Raw genomic sequence first — 15,771 nt, 5'->3', positions numbered from 1 at the left:
TTATCTCTCCTTGTATTCATCGATCAGTTTCTGAAACAGAGGCAGCGCCTTCTCAATCCGTTCCGTAGGTACACAGTACGAAATCCGCACATAACCCGGACATCCGAAGCTGTCCCCCGGAACCATCAGCAGGTCATACTTCTTTGCCCGCTCACAAAATGCATTTGCGTCCGGTTCCAAAGCCTTGGGGAACAGATAAAAAGCACCTCCCGGCTCCACACACTCGTAGCCCATATCCGTCAAGGCGTTATAAAATAAGTCCTTGTTTGCCTGATATACGGAGAGATCCGCCGTGAGATCAACACAGTCGCCGACTACCTTCTGATACAGGGCAGGCACACTCACATAAGAAAGCAGCCTTCCCGCAGCAATAAATACAGCCAGAAGGTTCCCGTAATCTTCCGCCTCACACGGTGCGATGATATAGCCGATCCGTTCTCCGGGTATGGAAAGGGATTTGCTGAAAGAATAACAGACTAATGTGTTGTCATAATATTTCGGAACGTGGGGAAGCTTTATTCCGTCATAGACGATCTCCCTGTATGGCTCGTCAGATATGATATAAATGCTGTGGCCTGTCTCCTTCTGCTTCTTCGTGAGAAGATCTGCAAGCCTCTGAATCGTGTGCTTGGAATAAACGGCTCCGGAAGGATTGTTCGGGGAATTGATCAGCACAGCCTTCGTGTGCATATTGATGGCAGACTTAAGCCTATCAAAATCAATTTGGAATGTCTCAGTCTCAGCCGGTATAACGGTGAGCTTACACCCGGCTCCCTCAGCATATACCTGGTATTCGGGAAAATAAGGCGCAAAGGTGATGATCTCATCCTCCGGCCCGTCCACCAGGCTTTTAAAGCAGATGCCCACGGCAGCAGCAGCCCCTATGGTCATGAAAATATTATCCGCGCTGTAAGTTGTATCAAACCTGCGGTTTAGAGACGCCGCCACGGCATCCCTCACCTCAAATATTCCGGCGTTGCTTGTATATCCATGGACTGCCACCGGATCGCCGCCTTTTATGTACTCCATGGCTGTATCATCCACTTCCTTAGGGGCAGGCACCGATGGATTTCCTATGCTGAAATCAAATACATTTTCAGTTCCCACTTCTTTGGCCCTCTCCATGCCGAATTCAAAAATATCCCGGATCACGGAGTGCTGTTTCGATAACTCTAATACTTTTTTTGATAACATAAAACTCACTCTTTCTTTCGTATGTTCACAAAAAGGCAGTACGAATAATCAGCCGTACCGCCTTTGGTTTCAAACATTATTTAACCGATCACGTCGCTCATGTCATACATGCCGGCCGGTTTGCCCGCCAGGTAGATTGCCGCGCTGACTGCTCCTTTCCCAAAGATTGCTTTGGAGTAGGCCGTGTGATGAAATTCAATGACTTCATCCTGTCCGGCAAAGATCACATCGTGCTGTCCGACTATGGTCCCTCCGCGGACCGCCGAAATGCCGATCTCTTTTTTCGGACGCTTGATCCTTCTCTGGCTTCGGTCATAAACATACTCATACTCGTTGTGAAGCGCTTCATTGACAGCGTCTGCCAACGCAAGGGCAGTTCCTGACGGCGCGTCTACTTTCAGTTTATGGTGTTTCTCTACGATATCAATATCAAAATCCGCATCTGCCAGCACCTTTGCCGCCGTATTCACAAGCTTTAATAAAATATTGACTCCGAGGGACATGTTGGCAGACCTTAAAATTGCGGTCTTTTTGCTTGTCTCCTCGACTTTTTTTAACTGTTCTTCGCTCAGGCCCGTCGTACATAAGACAAGCGGTATCTGCTTTTCAGCCACATAGCTTAACAGACGGTCCGTGGCTTTGGAGGAGGAAAAATCAATGATTACATCGACGTCCACATTGCAGTCTTCCAAATTTTTAAATACCGGATATGGATTGTGTCCGTCGTCTTTAAAGTCTACTCCCGCCGCCATGACCGCACTTTCGGATTCTTCGATGATCTCGCTGATCACCTGTCCCATAGCGCCATTGCAGCCGTGCATCATTACTTTTATCATTTGTGCTGCTCCTTAAAGAATTCCTGCTTTTTTCATAGATTCAATGAGTTCCTGTGCGTGGCCTTCTTCCATCTCTGTAAGCGGCCTTCTCACTGCATTGGCTCCAAAGCCCAGCTCTGCCATAGCTCTTTTTACAGGGATCGGGTTCACTTCACAGAACAGTTTATGGATCACGTCCATATACTTCATCTGAAGCTCCTGGCTGCCCTTTACATCTCCGTTTAAGAACTTCATGACCATATCATGAGTCTCCTGCGGTGCGATGTTGGACAATACAGAGATCACACCCTTACCTCCAAGAGATAAGACCGGAAGGATCTGGTCGTCATTTCCGGAATACATGTCAAGTTCTCCGTCCGTCAGATAGAGGGCATCCGCAACCTGTGAAAGATTGCCGCTGGCTTCCTTCATACCCACAATATTCTCCACTGATTTGAAGATCTTTGCCGTCGTCTCAGGCTGAATGTTTACTCCGGTCCTTCCCGGGATATTATACATAATGATAGGAATGTTTACAGAATTACCTATACTCGTGTAATACTCGACCAAGCCTGCCTGTGTGGCTTTGTTATAGTATGGAGTTACAACTAAAAGCCCGTCGCTTCCGACTCTCTCCGACTCCTTGGCAAGATAAAGGGCTTCGTCTGTGCAATTAGCACCTGCCCCGGCAATGACCGGAACCCGTTTGTTGACGCATGAAACACATGCGGAAACGACCTCGATTTGCTCCTTGTGAGACATCGTGGATGCTTCCCCTGTGGTCCCGCAGATGATGATACTGTCGGTGCCGTGATCAATCTGATCGTCAATGACCCTTTCAAGCTGGTCATAGTCTACTGATAAGTCTTCTTTCATCGGCGTGATCAATGCAACGCCGGCTCCAGTAAATATAGCCATATACATTCCTCCTAATCTCTTATGTAACCTTATGATTCTTTAATTGCGTTAATGCAGTAGATGTCATCCACCCAGTCCTTCAAAGAATCAGGCAGCCTTCTTCCTGTCATGATGACTTCCAGTTCCTCGTCCCTTTCGGCGACCAAAGCCACCAGTTCCTCCTCAGAAAGAAGTCCAAGATCTAAAAGTCCGAGTACCTCATCAAGCACTAAGACATCGCACTGTCTGGTGTCAATGACCTTTTTCGTATAACAGAGGCCGTTGCTGATGAAATGCTCCTGCTCTTTCTTTTGTTCAGGCGTCAGATCCATATAGTGCTGTTCATACTTCTCAAAACTGAACAGCTGGATCTCTGGTTCCAGGCGTCTTATAAAGCTGATTTCCTCCGTGTCTTTTCCTTTCAGGAATTGAACAATAATGACTTGCTTCCCCTGTCCTGCTGCTTTGATGCAGTGGCCTAAGGCCGACGATGTCTTCCCTTTGCCCTGGCCGCAGTAAACTTCCACTCGTCCTTTCATCTTTTCACCTCAAAGAATCTTCCTTTAGTAATATCGCTTTATTATATCACCATTCCGGCAAAAAATCTATACATTATCGTACGAAGTACGTCCACCCGAAGGGTTTAAAATACGGTGTGCTCTGCGGGAATACCTAGTGAAATCCCCCGATTTTATGCTGACTTACCCGTATGTCCTGCAAAACAAAGGCTTTTACTCTTCTTCCGGGACCTTCATTTCCAGTTTATTCACAGACACTTCATATGCAGTCCTCTTTACAACTTCAAATTCACTGATCCGCTTCTGGTACTCACGGCTCTGAATCCTTCCCACAAGTTCAATCCTGGAGCCGATCTCAAGACTCCCCGCAAATCTGGCATTCCTTCCCCAGCAGATACAAGGGATATAATCGGATTTCCCGTAGGAGCGGTTCACAGCCAGCAAAATGTCGCAGATTTCTCTTCCGAGCGGCGTCATCCGGTAGACCGGCTGCTTGCAGATAAACCCGTCCAGCTGGATCTGATTCGGCTTCACGTCTTCCATAGAATCAAGGAACTCCAAATCCCTGACGAAGACGGACAAGATCAAATGGTTATGGTTTTCTTCATGTTTGTTATACGACCGGAACTGTCCGAAAGCCCTGAGATATTTCCCCCGGCAGTCCTTTGTAACGTCCACTAAACGTTCGGAAATCATCAATGGTATTTCATCAGTCGCTTCGCTTAACCTGTTTACTAAAAGTTTGACCATATAAAAACCTTCGCCAAAAATCTCATGGCTGTATTCAAAGGTGGATATAATCTCGCCCGCTACCTCCACTTGATTATTATTGATTCCTTTTTCTGTCATACTTTTTCTCCCTTCTTGTATCAATTCGTGTACTATACAGAGTATTCTAAACTGACATCAATTAGAAGAAAAATCCTTCGACAAAATATTCGGAAGGTTTTGACATTATTGTTTCTTATACGCCTGTCTTTTTCTCATCGTAGGGTCCAGAATTTTTTTTCGGATTCTGATATTTTCCGGAGTGATCTCCAGGAGTTCATCGGTGTCGATAAACTCTAAGGCCTGCTCCAGGCTTAAAATTTTCGGCGGCGAAAGCTTTAAAGCATCGTCGGAACCCGATGCACGGGTATTGGTGAGCTTTTTCGTTCTGCACACGTTCACCTCAACGTCCTCGGCTTTTCCGTTCTGCCCGATGACCATGCCGCTGTAAACCTTCTCTCCGGCTCCCACGAACAGCGTTCCTCTCTCCTGGGCCGCAAATAATCCGTAGGTCACAGTCTCCCCTGTTTCATACGCGATCAGGGAACCCTGCTTGCGGTATTGAATATCTCCCTTATAAGGTCCATAACCGTCGAATACTGTATTTAAAATGCCGTTTCCCTTGGTATCTGTCAAAAATTCTCCCCGGTATCCGATCAAACCTCTGGACGGAATAGAGAATTCAAGCCTTGAATAACCGCCTTTGGCAGAACTCATACCCTGAAGTTCACCCTTTCTCTGGCTTAATTTATCGATGACGGCTCCGGCAAACTCTTCCGGCACGTCAACTACGGCGATCTCCATCGGTTCCAGCTTTTTGCCTTTCTCATCTTCCTTATAGAGGACTTCCGCTTTACTCACTGCAAACTCATAACCCTCACGGCGCATGTTCTCGATCAGAACGGATAAATGGAGCTCTCCACGGCCGGATACCTTATAACTGTCTGTGGTATCGCTTTCCTCTACCCTTAAACTGACATCCGTATTCAATTCACGGAACAGCCTGTCCCTTAAATGCCTGCTGGTGACAAACTTTCCTTCCTGTCCGGCCAAAGGACTGTCATTGACCATGAACTGCATAGCAATCGTAGGCTCTGAGATTTTCTGGAACGGGATTGCAGCCGGCTCATCCATGTCACAGATCGTATCCCCGATATGAATGTCTGAAATTCCGGAAATGGCAACAATAGAACCGATGCCTGCCTCTTTCACATCCACTTTGTTAAGACCCTCGAATTCATATAACTTGGTGATGCGGACCTTTTGCTGTTTCTCTTCTTCATGGGCATTTACAACCATATACTCCTGGTTTACCTTGATAGAACCATTGTCCACTTTGCCGACTCCGATCCTTCCCACATATTCATTGTAGTCAATGGTACTGATCAATACCTGAGTCGGTTTCTCCGGATCTCCCTCCGGCGCCTCAATGTGTTCAATGATAGTGTCGAACAGCGGCTTCATATCTTTCTTCTCATCGGAAAGATCGGCAACCGCATATCCGTCCTTTGCGGACGCGAAGACAAACGGACAGTCCAGCTGCTTGTCGTCTGCGTCCAGTTCCATCAGTAATTCCAGTACTTCATCCACCACTTCATCAGGCCTTGCTTCCGGACGGTCTACTTTATTGACACAGACGATCACGGACAAGTCCAATTCCAGCGCTTTTTTTAATACAAACTTTGTCTGTGGCATAGGGCCTTCAAAGGCGTCTACTACAAGAACCACTCCGTTTACCATCTTTAACACACGCTCTACTTCGCCGCCGAAGTCAGCATGTCCCGGAGTATCAATAATATTGATCTTTACATCGTTATAGCGCACGCCGGTATTCTTTGACAAAATCGTGATACCGCGTTCTCTCTCAATATCGTTAGAGTCCATGACTCTTTCTTCTACTTCTTGATTTTCACGGAAGATACCGCTCTGTTTTAATAACTCATCCACCAATGTGGTCTTTCCATGATCTACATGGGCAATAATCGCAATATTTCTAATATCTTCTCTTACCATCTTTTACTCACTTTCCTTTAAAAAACGTCAACTTTTGTAGTTTAGCACATTCGGATATAAGATTCAAATATTACTCTCATTGTTTCCCAATGTAATTCCCTCATTCATTCTTTATTTCGTTCCGAAAATACGGTCGCCGGCATCGCCGAGTCCCGGCAGAATGTATCCATTTTCATTTAATCCCCTGTCTATCTCCCCACAGTAGATCTGAATGTCAGGATGCGCCTCCGACAGGCGTTTTACTCCTTCAGGCGCTGCTATGATGGAAACAAACTTTATCTGCTTTCCGCCCTTTTTTTTCACAAACTGAACCGCCGCATCCGCAGATCCTCCGGTTGCCAGCATGGGATCTACGATCAGGATCATGCGCTGGTCGATCTCTTCTGGCAGTTTGCAGTAATATTCTTTGGGTTCCAGAGTCTCTTCGTCTCTGTACATACCCACATGTCCTACTTTAGCAGACGGCACCAGGGACAGAATCCCTCCGGTCATGCCGAGTCCTGCCCTGAGAATCGGGACCAGAGCAAGCTTCTTTCCTTTAATAATCGGTGCCGTGGTTGTCTCCATCGGTGTCTTGATCTCGATTTCTTCCATCTCCAGATCCCTGAGCACCTCATAACCCATGAGCATAGATATTTCTTCCACCAGTGCCCTGAATTCCTTGGTCTTGCACGTTTCATCCCTTAACTGGGAAATCTTATGTTTGATTAACGGATGGCTAAAAACGGTTACATTCTCATTCATGTTTCTTTCCTTTCTTTTTCTCCTGTGGTATCAATATGAAGCGGATAATCCCGCTTCAACTTATAACAAAAGTTTATCACAAACCGGCAGTTAGAGAAATGCTTTCTATTCTATTCTTATTATGATATGATATTTTCCACACATAGTGTTATGAAAACGTTGAAAGTTTATAACTGGCTGTGAAGAAAAGAACAATTCAACGATAGTTTTTTACCACGATTATAGGAATGCATTTCAAAGCATGACGAAAATAGTGGTAAAAAACTCATAATATGCCAAGAAAGGAACCTGATCTTCATGAACCATTTTGAGTTGATAAACCGATTATATAAAGAACAGATTTTGCCAAAAGAAGATTTTATACGCCTGATCGAACACAGGACAGCAGAGGATGCCGAATATCTTGCATCCCTGGCCCGGAAAGAAGCTCAGAAAATATATGGCACCGGAGTTTTCCCAAGGGGGCTCATTGAATTTACCAACTACTGCAAAAATGACTGCTTATACTGCGGTATCCGCCGTTCCAACCCAAATGTCAGCCGTTACCGTTTGACTGAGGAGCAGATTCTCTCCGCATGTGAAAGCGGATATGAGCTTGGATACCGAAGTTTTGTCCTTCAGGGAGGTGAAGACCCTTATTTTCATGATGAGCGTATGGTCTCTATTGTCTCCGCCATGCGCAAATCCTATCCAGACTGCGCTATCACCCTGTCCCTTGGGGAACGCTCACCGGAAAGCTACCAGGCTCTCTTTGAGGCGGGAGCCAACCGTTATCTCCTGCGCCATGAGACAGCCACCGAGGAGCACTATCAAAAACTTCATCCCGAAACGATGTCACTGGCCCGCCGCAAGCAGTGCCTGTGGGACTTAAAAAAAGCCGGCTTTCATGTCGGTACCGGCTTTATGGTAGGTGCCCCCGGACAGACGGCTGCCCATCTGGCTGAAGATCTTCTGTTTATCAAAGAGCTGAATCCTAAAATGGTAGGGATCGGGCCGTTCATCCCTCATCACGATACACCGTTTAAGGACGAGCCGTCCGGCACAGCGGACCTCACAACTTATATGATCAGCATCCTGCGCCTGATGAATCACCATCTCCTGCTGCCTTCCACCACGGCACTTGGAACAATTGATCCGAACGGCCGTGAAAAAGGAATCCTCGCCGGTGCAAATGTGGTTATGCCGAATCTCTCCCCGATTGATGTCAGGAAAGATTATGCTCTCTACGACAACAAGATCTGCACCGGAGATGAGGCCGCCGAATGCGTAGGCTGTCTCGGACGCAGGATGGAAAGCATCGGTTATCACCTGGAATTTAGCCGCGGAGATTACCGGGAATATTTATAAATCCTGTCTCCCCTTCCGTTCGGCAGTTTCTTGCCGAATTTCCTATGGCTCCCGCATGATATAATGATTTATTTCCTCTTGCTGTTAAAGTGCCGCAATTACTGTCACAGCGATGATTGCGCTCATCTGCAGATTCACATTGAAGGACCAGCTCTCTGTTCAATGGTGATAGAGATACTCGAAGGCCTGTTCGTCTCCGCCTTTTGCCCTCTCTACATAAGGGCACAGCTTTTCATAAATATTATCTCTCTACATCCTACTACTCCTGTGTATTCTGCTTGTTACTATAAATTAATTATTCCCGAAACAAAATGAAAAAAACTGGAAATAAGTCTGCAAACATGGAGTTTCTTTTGTAGTGCCGTCTCTAACGGATTCTTAAAAAAGCCTGATAAACATCCACGGCCCCAAATCCCCATTCCCTGTTTGGATAATTTCGGTCCGGATCTCTCCTGGCTCCGCGGATCAGATAATTTTTCAGTCTCAGCGTGTTCATGATCAAGTCATTTTCTTTGACCTGACCCCACTCCAACAGCAGTGCCGCAAGACCCGCGACCACTGCCCCTGAAATACTGGCGCCCGTCTTCATCCCAAACCTGTTCCTTGGAAGGACTCCGATCACATTGACACCCGGCGCCGAAAAATCTGGCTGTATGGTCATGGTCCTGGGATATCCCCTTCCGCTTTCGATAAAAAAACTGTTATTGCTCTGATTATAAGTGGAAGGAGTAATGACCGGTGCCGCGTTTCCCGGTGCAGTCAGTGTATTATACGGTGTGGATTCCAAAAAATAAGTCTCATCGGTGATAAAATTCCGTATGGGAAGCCACATGTCAAACTCCCTGCTCCCTACATTTTCGTCTGTGACATGAACCTTCCATATTCCCTCTGCCGGGGCACGGAATCTCATGCGGATAAAAGGCGAACCAGTGGATATGTCAATGGTAAAATAATCTACGATGAGACTCGTCTGTTCCAGCAGAAATGTGATATTTCTTCTGCCCTTGTAGCCTCCTGATATTACACCGGTTCTCTGGCCGGAGGGCGATTCGATGTCCACAAAAAACTGGTTTGGCTGAAAGCCCCACAGTTCCGCCGTAAATCCATATTCCCCCGGTCCCACCTTTATTTCCACCACAACCTCTCCATCTGAGAGAGTACCCGCATAGTGATGTTTGGTCTGCCCTTCATTTCCCCCGGTCACAACGATCGCAATTCCCGGCTGGTATGCCAGAGCTGAAATCTGCCTGGCCAGCGGTGAAGTTCCGGTGTGGGAAGAAAGATTGGTCCCAAGCCCCAGATAGATCACAACCGGCATATTAAGTTCATCTGCCTTCTCCAGAACATAGCGGATCGCCAGCATGATATCTGGTTCTGCATATACTTCCTTTGAAGGGTCAATACAGTAATATTCTTTCAGGTAGCTTTTTGCCTGTTTCAGTTTTACCACCACCAGCTCGGACCCTGGTGCGATCCCTGAAAAATTCTCTTCCTGTACTTCATTTCCCGCGATCATGCCTGCAAGAAATGTTCCATGCCCCGACGTATCCTGGCTCGGAACAATCTCCAGGGGATCTTCTGCCTGCAACGCCTCATCAATCTGCTCTTTTGTATATTCTGTCCCATATCCATAAGGCATTGGAGGATCTTCTCCCTGTATCGTCTGATCCCACATATATTGAATCTTTGTAGTCTGATTTCCCAGCTGGAACACAGTATTGGTATAGTCGATCCCTGTATCTATGACTGCTGCCAGGACTCCCTGTCCCGTGAGATCCAGCCCCGACCGCTGCACCTGGGCCGCCCCGGTCTCCTCCAGAACCTGCATATCCATGAGGCCGTAGCACCTGGGAATTGCATTTCCCGAAAAATTGGAGACAGGGGAAGCAGCCGCCTGCTGCTCATCTACATAGACGATCGCATATTGAAAATTCACCTGAGTGATGCAGTCTGTGTGATAAAAGTCCCGAAGTTCATTCGGACTGGTCCTGAATCCGGAAATAAAATCGCGGTAATTTTCATTGACTGCCGCACCAATGCAAGCATCCGGCATAAAATTCTCCCTAAAAATAATCTTGCTTAATAGTTATGAAATGTCTATTGAAATTATGATTTTTTCTCTATGAGATGATTTTGTGCAGTTTCCACATAATACCGGCTGCTTTCCCTGATATGGCGGATTTCTACTTCTGTTACCGGACGGACCACCTTTGCGGGACGTCCGAACGCAAGGCTTCCGTCCGGGATCACGGTTCCTTCCGTCACAAGGCTTCCCGCCCCGATGAAACAATGGGTGCCGATCTCGGCTCCGTTCATGATGATGCTTCCCATGCCGATCATTGTCTCATCCCCAATAGTGCACCCGTGAAGAATCGTGTTGTGTCCTACCGTCACCCGCTCCCCTACGAGAACCGGATGGCCTTCCTCCACGTGGACCGTGCAGTTTTCCTGGATGTTGGTCTGGTTTCCGATCTTTATACGGTTTTCGTCGCCCCTGACCACAGAGGAGAACCAGACAGAAACTCCGTCTCCCAATTCCACGTCTCCCAGCACTGCAGCCGTAGGTGCCTGATAATATGTCTTTTCCATAGTGTCTGCTCCTTAGATTCTTTCTGAAATTTCTCCTTTTCGGTATGCTGTCACGAGACAGCCCAGATCCTTAATGCTTTCCTTTATTCGTTTTCCGTTGTCCGTATCCCCGACCCGTTTCCTGCGGATCACCTTTTTAGACAGGACCGTATCTGAATGTATATCTGTTTCTTCACGGATAACAAAATCTCTGGATTTAAACGGCTCATGAGCAACCAGTTTAATTCCGTAAGAATTGGAAACGAGAGTATAACCTGCGATCCCTGTTTTTTTCTGGTATGCCTTTGAAAAGCCTCCGTCAATGATGAACAGCTTTCCTTTGCATTTGATTGGGCTTTCTCCGTCCTTGACAGCGACAGGCATATGGCCGTTGACGACATGACCTTTCATGCCGTCGGCATCAAACTCCTCCAGTATCTGGTAAAGGACTGCCTCCTCCTCGATCAGCTGATAATAATAATCCTTCGTCTCCTTTTTCAAGTCAGGGTCCTCCACAAAATAGCGCTCGAAGGTAGCCATCTTATCTTTTCCATACACCGGAGAATTTTCATTGGACCATATGTACCACATGATATCCTGTCCGTACTTTTTCTTCGGTGAATTTTCCTGCTCAAAATATCCCTGGCGGGCGTGGTGTTCCAGCACATCGCAGAGGGCCTTCCCCGCGTATTTCTTTCCGTTGATCTTCACCTGACGGAAACTTCCGTCTGCATTCAGCGGAACGCAGCCGTGATAGAGCACCATGTCGTTATATGTAAGATACATGCTGCCCTTTGAAAAAAGAAACCGCACATGTTCCTGCAAATGAGCACAGTATTTGAACGAAGTAATCAAATGTTCCATCACATACTCTTCTTCTTTGGTCAGCCGGTACGGATCCTTTGGATCGATAGTCGGAAAATGAGTATCCTTTAACGGGTATTCTTTTCCCCGCATACAGATGGTGCCTTTTTCATAGTTGATCTTATCCAGAAGCAGGCGCTCCTCCATGCCGAAATCCGGTCTTCTCCTGATCAGACGGCCCTCCAGTTTAAATTGAATGACGGCAATGGCCTTGTGCATCTTTTTATTTAGATCCAGCTCCCTGACATCCTCTTCCTGGACATCCCCCGAGATCGTAAACAGTTCGCAGGGATCATCCTTATAACAGTCCAGCGCAAACCTCGCCAGAGGGATGAGATTGATTCCGTATCCGTTTTCCAGGGTATCCAGATTATTATATCTGGCGCTGATCCTCACCACATTGGCAATACACGCCCCGTGTCCGGATGCCGCTCCCATCCAGAGAATGTCATGATTTCCCCACTGGATATCCAGAGAATGATAATCCATCAGACAGTCCATGATCCGGTGTGCTCCCGGTCCGCGGTCATAGATATCCCCGATCACATGGAGATGGTCGATGGTCAGCCTCTGGATCAGATGGCCCAGGGCCGCGATCAGCTCCCTGACCTGCCCGGTCTTTAAAACCGTCTCGATGATCTGGTCAAAATACTCGTCCTTGTCCAGCATTCCGTGTTCTGTGATCAATTCCTCCATGATGTACGCAAACACCGGAGGCATAGCTTTTCTCACTTTCGATCTCGTATACTTGCTTGCGGCCAGCTTCGCCATGAGAATCAGCCGGATCAGCGTGGTCCGGTACCAGGAATCCAGCTCTTCTTCGGACAATTCCTCTTCCATCAGGTCCATCTTCTGCTCGGGATAATAGATGACAGACGCCAGATTCTTTTTCTCTTTGATGCTTAAAATATTGCCGAACTGGTCGTCAATCTTCCCCCTGATCGCCCCGGAACCGTTTCTCAATATGTGGCTGAATTTCTCGTACTCCCCATGCAGATCGGAAACGAAATGCTCTGTTCCTTTGGGAAGATTTAAAATAGCCTGCAAATTAATAATTTCCGCAGAGGCCGCAGAAATGTTTGGGTACTGCTTGGACAATTCTTTCAAATACTTAAAATCATTCATACACAATCCTCCATAAAGCTATTATATCATCTCCTCAGCAAAAATATTAGGCAAAAAGCCAGATCATATGATCCGGCTTTTTTCTGTTATTGTCCCCGCAGTTCGATCACCGGCGTACCGTGATTTAAAATATAATCCCTGTTGATGATCACTCTTCCGATCGTGTCATCCTTCGGAATCTCAAACATGATATCCAGCATAAATTTCTCTATGATCGCCCTTAATGCACGGGCACCTGTCTTCTTTTCCAGCGCTTTTTCCGCGATTGCTTCCAGCGCACTTTCGTCAAATATCAGCTCAACTTCATCCAGCTCCAGAAGCTTCTGGTACTGTTTTAAGATTGCATTTTTCGGCTCTTTCAGAATACGGACCAGCATATCCTTTGACAGCCCTTCCAGCGTAAATACCATCGGGAGTCTCCCTAAAAATTCCGGTATCATACCGTATTCCCGCAGATCATCCACAGTGACTCTGGACAGAATGTTCTCGTCTTTGTCAAATTTATCTTTTAGGTCTGCATGGAAGCCGATAGATGTCTGCTTCATGAGACGCTTTTTGATGATTTCATCAAGATCAGGAAAGGCACCCCCGCAAATAAACAGGATGTTCTTTGTATTAATTGTCGTCATGGGCACCATGGCATTCTTGCTTGTTGCACCCACCGGCACTTCTACCTCCGCCCCCTCCAGAAGCTTTAACAGCCCCTGCTGTACGGATTCTCCGCTGACATCACGGCTGTTGGTATTCTGTTTCTTTGCGATTTTATCGATCTCATCAATAAAAATAATGCCGTGTTCTGCCTCGTCGACATCATTGTCTGCTGCCTGCAGAAGCTTGGAGAGCACACTCTCCACATCATCTCCGATATAGCCAGCCTCCGTCAGAGAAGTGGCATCCGTAATGGCAAGCGGCACCTGAAGAAGCCTCGCCAGAGTCCTGACAAGATACGTCTTTCCGGAACCGGTAGGCCCGACCATGAGCATGTTGGATTTGTCGATCTCGATCTCTTCCATGGTGTTGGTCACCACCCGTTTATAGTGATTGTAGACCGCCACAGACATGACCTTTTTTGCATAATCCTGTCCTATGACATATTCATCCAGCATAGCCTTGATCTTGTGCGGTGCCGGAATATCTCTTAAATTTAATTCTTTTTTTTCTTTCTTTTTCTTCTTTTTATCTTTTTTCTTCACTGCCTGCGCAGGCGGTTCCTGCATATTTTCCATCAGATGGGATAAGTCCATATTGTTCAGGTCCATGTTTGTGGCATCGATAAAGCCGAACTGTCCGTTTCCCATACTGTCCATAGTTCTCTGCATACAGTCTACGCATATATGTATATCCTTGGGAAGCGTGATCATCTTTCCGGTAATCGATTCCGGCCTGCGGCACAGATAGCAGTAGCGCTCCACATCATGGGTTTCGTCTTTCTCCTCAGTAGTTTTTGCAGGCACTTCTTTTTCTTCTAATTCTGTTTCATTTATTTCTTCAGACATTATTTGTACCTCATTTCTTGTAGAAAATGTCATGCCAGCCGGTAAACATCCCGGATGGCTTTAAGTCCTTTTATCATATCTTCTTTCTGCATTTTCGTAAAGCCTAAAATATACTGCTCCTTTTCGGGACCTCCGTCTATATAATACATCGAAAGAGGATAAACCCTGACTCCCCGTTTCAGCAGTTCTTTTTCAAACCAATCTGTATCCTGAATATGAAAATCAACGCGCACATGAAGGCCTGCTCCGGCACCGTAAACTGTGATCCGGCTGTCAATTTCCTTCAGCTTTTGAATCAGAAGATCGTGCTTTTCTTTATAAACATTTCTCATCCGGTTTAAGTGCCGTTCAAAATGACCTTCCGACAAAAAAGAGGTGAGAACACTCTGGTCGATCCTGGATACCGCACAGGAGAAAATACCCGCGGTCTTTCTGTATGCAGGCACAAGGCTTTTGGGCAGCACCATATAACCGATCCGTATGGCAGGGGCGATCGCTTTAGAAAAAGTACCCATATATATTACCTTATCACTCTCGTCGATGCCCTGAAGGGCCGGGATCGGCTTTCCATAGTACCGGAACTCACTGTCGTAGTCATCCTCGATAATATACCGTTCTTCCTTTTCTCTGGCCCATTTGATCAGCCGGCTCCTTCTGCCGATCGGAAGAACCACACCGGTAGGATACTGACGGGCGGGCGTGACATAGGCGAGATCCGCACCGCTCTGCTCCAGCTGCGAAACCCTCATGCCTTCCTCGTCCATGTCTACGGGAAGTACCTGAAATCCGAGTTCGCGGACCGTCTGATAGGCGTTTAGGTATGCCGGGTTTTCCATGGCCATGGTCCTGCCCTTACCCAGAGTCAGGCTCAGGAGAAACAGCAGGTTTTCAATCCCCGCTCCTATGATAATCTGGCTGGTGCCCACGTGGACGCCTCTGGACTGCCTGAGGTAATACATAATAGCCCTCCTCAGGCCTAAATCCCCCTGATTTTCTCCTTTTTGGAACAGCTCACTGTTGTCGTTCATCATGACTTCTTTCAGAAGCCGTCTCCATACATTATAGGGGAACAGAGTCATGTCGACTCCTACGGGAGAAAAATCAAAAGGGATCGGATCTTCCTCCTGCACCGGATCTTCCTCCTCTGTCTCCACGGGAATATTTAAAGACGCCAGGTCTTCCACCTGGCAGATAAAATATCCGCGCTTGGGCTTTGCCTCAATATATCCTTCGGCTGTCAGCTGGCCGTAGGCCAGATCGATCGTATTCCGACTCAGGTCCATATGCTTTGCCAGCCTCCTGGTGGACGGAAGCCTGGACCCGCAGGGCAGAGCCCCACTCCGTATTTCATCCCGGATATAAGTATAAATCTGCCTGTAAAGCGGTTCTTTTTTTGTGTGATCCAGTCCGATGGTAAGCATC

General features: G+C 47.0%; 13 protein-coding genes. 1 reads left to right on the top strand and 12 read right to left on the bottom strand.

The features are described 5' to 3' along the window. The 7 genes from QGT46_RS06675 to upp form a co-directional block, all read right to left on the bottom strand. Positions 1 to 1,194: a pyridoxal phosphate-dependent aminotransferase gene (locus QGT46_RS06675; RefSeq protein WP_148458701.1), complete on the bottom strand. Its 1,194-nt coding sequence runs from the start codon at positions 1,192 to 1,194 to the stop codon at positions 1 to 3. A gap of 80 nt (positions 1,195 to 1,274) precedes the next feature. After that, positions 1,275 to 2,030, bottom strand: coding sequence for a 4-hydroxy-tetrahydrodipicolinate reductase (gene dapB, locus QGT46_RS06670; protein ID WP_024726723.1), 756 nt, complete (start codon positions 2,028 to 2,030; stop codon positions 1,275 to 1,277). 12 nt (positions 2,031 to 2,042) lie between these two features. Continuing rightward, entirely contained in the window at positions 2,043 to 2,927 is an 885-nt protein-coding gene (gene dapA / locus QGT46_RS06665) for a 4-hydroxy-tetrahydrodipicolinate synthase (RefSeq protein ID WP_148458702.1), read from the bottom strand. 29 nt (positions 2,928 to 2,956) lie between these two features. Next, a complete protein-coding gene (locus tag QGT46_RS06660; protein WP_148458703.1) occupies positions 2,957 to 3,445 on the bottom strand; it encodes a cob(I)yrinic acid a,c-diamide adenosyltransferase in 489 nt (162 codons plus the stop codon). 192 nt (positions 3,446 to 3,637) lie between these two features. Beyond that, positions 3,638 to 4,273 (bottom strand): single-stranded DNA-binding protein, encoded by a 636-nt coding sequence (locus QGT46_RS06655; protein WP_024726720.1) that lies wholly within the window; start codon positions 4,271 to 4,273, stop codon positions 3,638 to 3,640. 105 nt (positions 4,274 to 4,378) lie between these two features. Continuing rightward, positions 4,379 to 6,205: a translational GTPase TypA gene (gene typA / locus QGT46_RS06650; protein WP_148458704.1), complete on the bottom strand. Its 1,827-nt coding sequence runs from the start codon at positions 6,203 to 6,205 to the stop codon at positions 4,379 to 4,381. Positions 6,206 to 6,316: 111 nt separating this feature from the next. Then, a complete protein-coding gene (gene upp / locus QGT46_RS06645; RefSeq protein ID WP_148458705.1) occupies positions 6,317 to 6,949 on the bottom strand; it encodes a uracil phosphoribosyltransferase in 633 nt (210 codons plus the stop codon). Positions 6,950 to 7,246: 297 nt separating this feature from the next. Between upp and hydE the strand changes: the two genes are divergently transcribed. Then, positions 7,247 to 8,296, top strand: a complete 1,050-nt coding sequence (hydE, locus tag QGT46_RS06640; protein ID WP_148458706.1) for a [FeFe] hydrogenase H-cluster radical SAM maturase HydE — start codon at positions 7,247 to 7,249, stop codon at positions 8,294 to 8,296. 367 nt (positions 8,297 to 8,663) lie between these two features. On the opposite strand, the gene QGT46_RS06635 is transcribed toward hydE, so the two are convergent. The 5 genes from QGT46_RS06635 to QGT46_RS06615 all read right to left on the bottom strand — a co-directional run bounded on the left by QGT46_RS06635 (position 8,664) and on the right by QGT46_RS06615 (position 15,770). Beyond that, positions 8,664 to 10,349 carry a S8 family peptidase gene (locus QGT46_RS06635; RefSeq protein WP_148458707.1) on the bottom strand — a complete coding sequence of 562 codons (1,686 nt, stop codon included), beginning with the start codon at positions 10,347 to 10,349 and terminating at the stop codon, positions 8,664 to 8,666. Between the two features lie 53 nt (positions 10,350 to 10,402). Continuing rightward, positions 10,403 to 10,885, bottom strand: coding sequence for a gamma carbonic anhydrase family protein (locus QGT46_RS06630; RefSeq protein WP_006565580.1), 483 nt, complete (start codon positions 10,883 to 10,885; stop codon positions 10,403 to 10,405). 12 nt (positions 10,886 to 10,897) lie between these two features. Continuing rightward, positions 10,898 to 12,853, bottom strand: a complete 1,956-nt coding sequence (locus QGT46_RS06625; protein WP_006565581.1) for a fructose-bisphosphatase class III — start codon at positions 12,851 to 12,853, stop codon at positions 10,898 to 10,900. An 86-nt stretch (positions 12,854 to 12,939) separates the two neighbouring features. Continuing rightward, positions 12,940 to 14,349, bottom strand: a complete 1,410-nt coding sequence (gene clpX / locus QGT46_RS06620; RefSeq protein ID WP_148458708.1) for an ATP-dependent Clp protease ATP-binding subunit ClpX — start codon at positions 14,347 to 14,349, stop codon at positions 12,940 to 12,942. Positions 14,350 to 14,378: 29 nt separating this feature from the next. Beyond that, positions 14,379 to 15,770, bottom strand: coding sequence for a PLP-dependent aminotransferase family protein (locus QGT46_RS06615; RefSeq protein ID WP_024726715.1), 1,392 nt, complete (start codon positions 15,768 to 15,770; stop codon positions 14,379 to 14,381). Position 15,771: the final 1 nt, after the last annotated feature.

This window comes from Anaerostipes faecis (assembly GCF_910574135.1).
Taxonomy (GTDB): Bacteria; Bacillota; Clostridia; order Lachnospirales; family Lachnospiraceae; genus Anaerostipes; species Anaerostipes hominis.
Note: the sequence above shows the minus strand (reverse complement) of the source record. Positions and strands in the feature narration are given on the sequence as shown.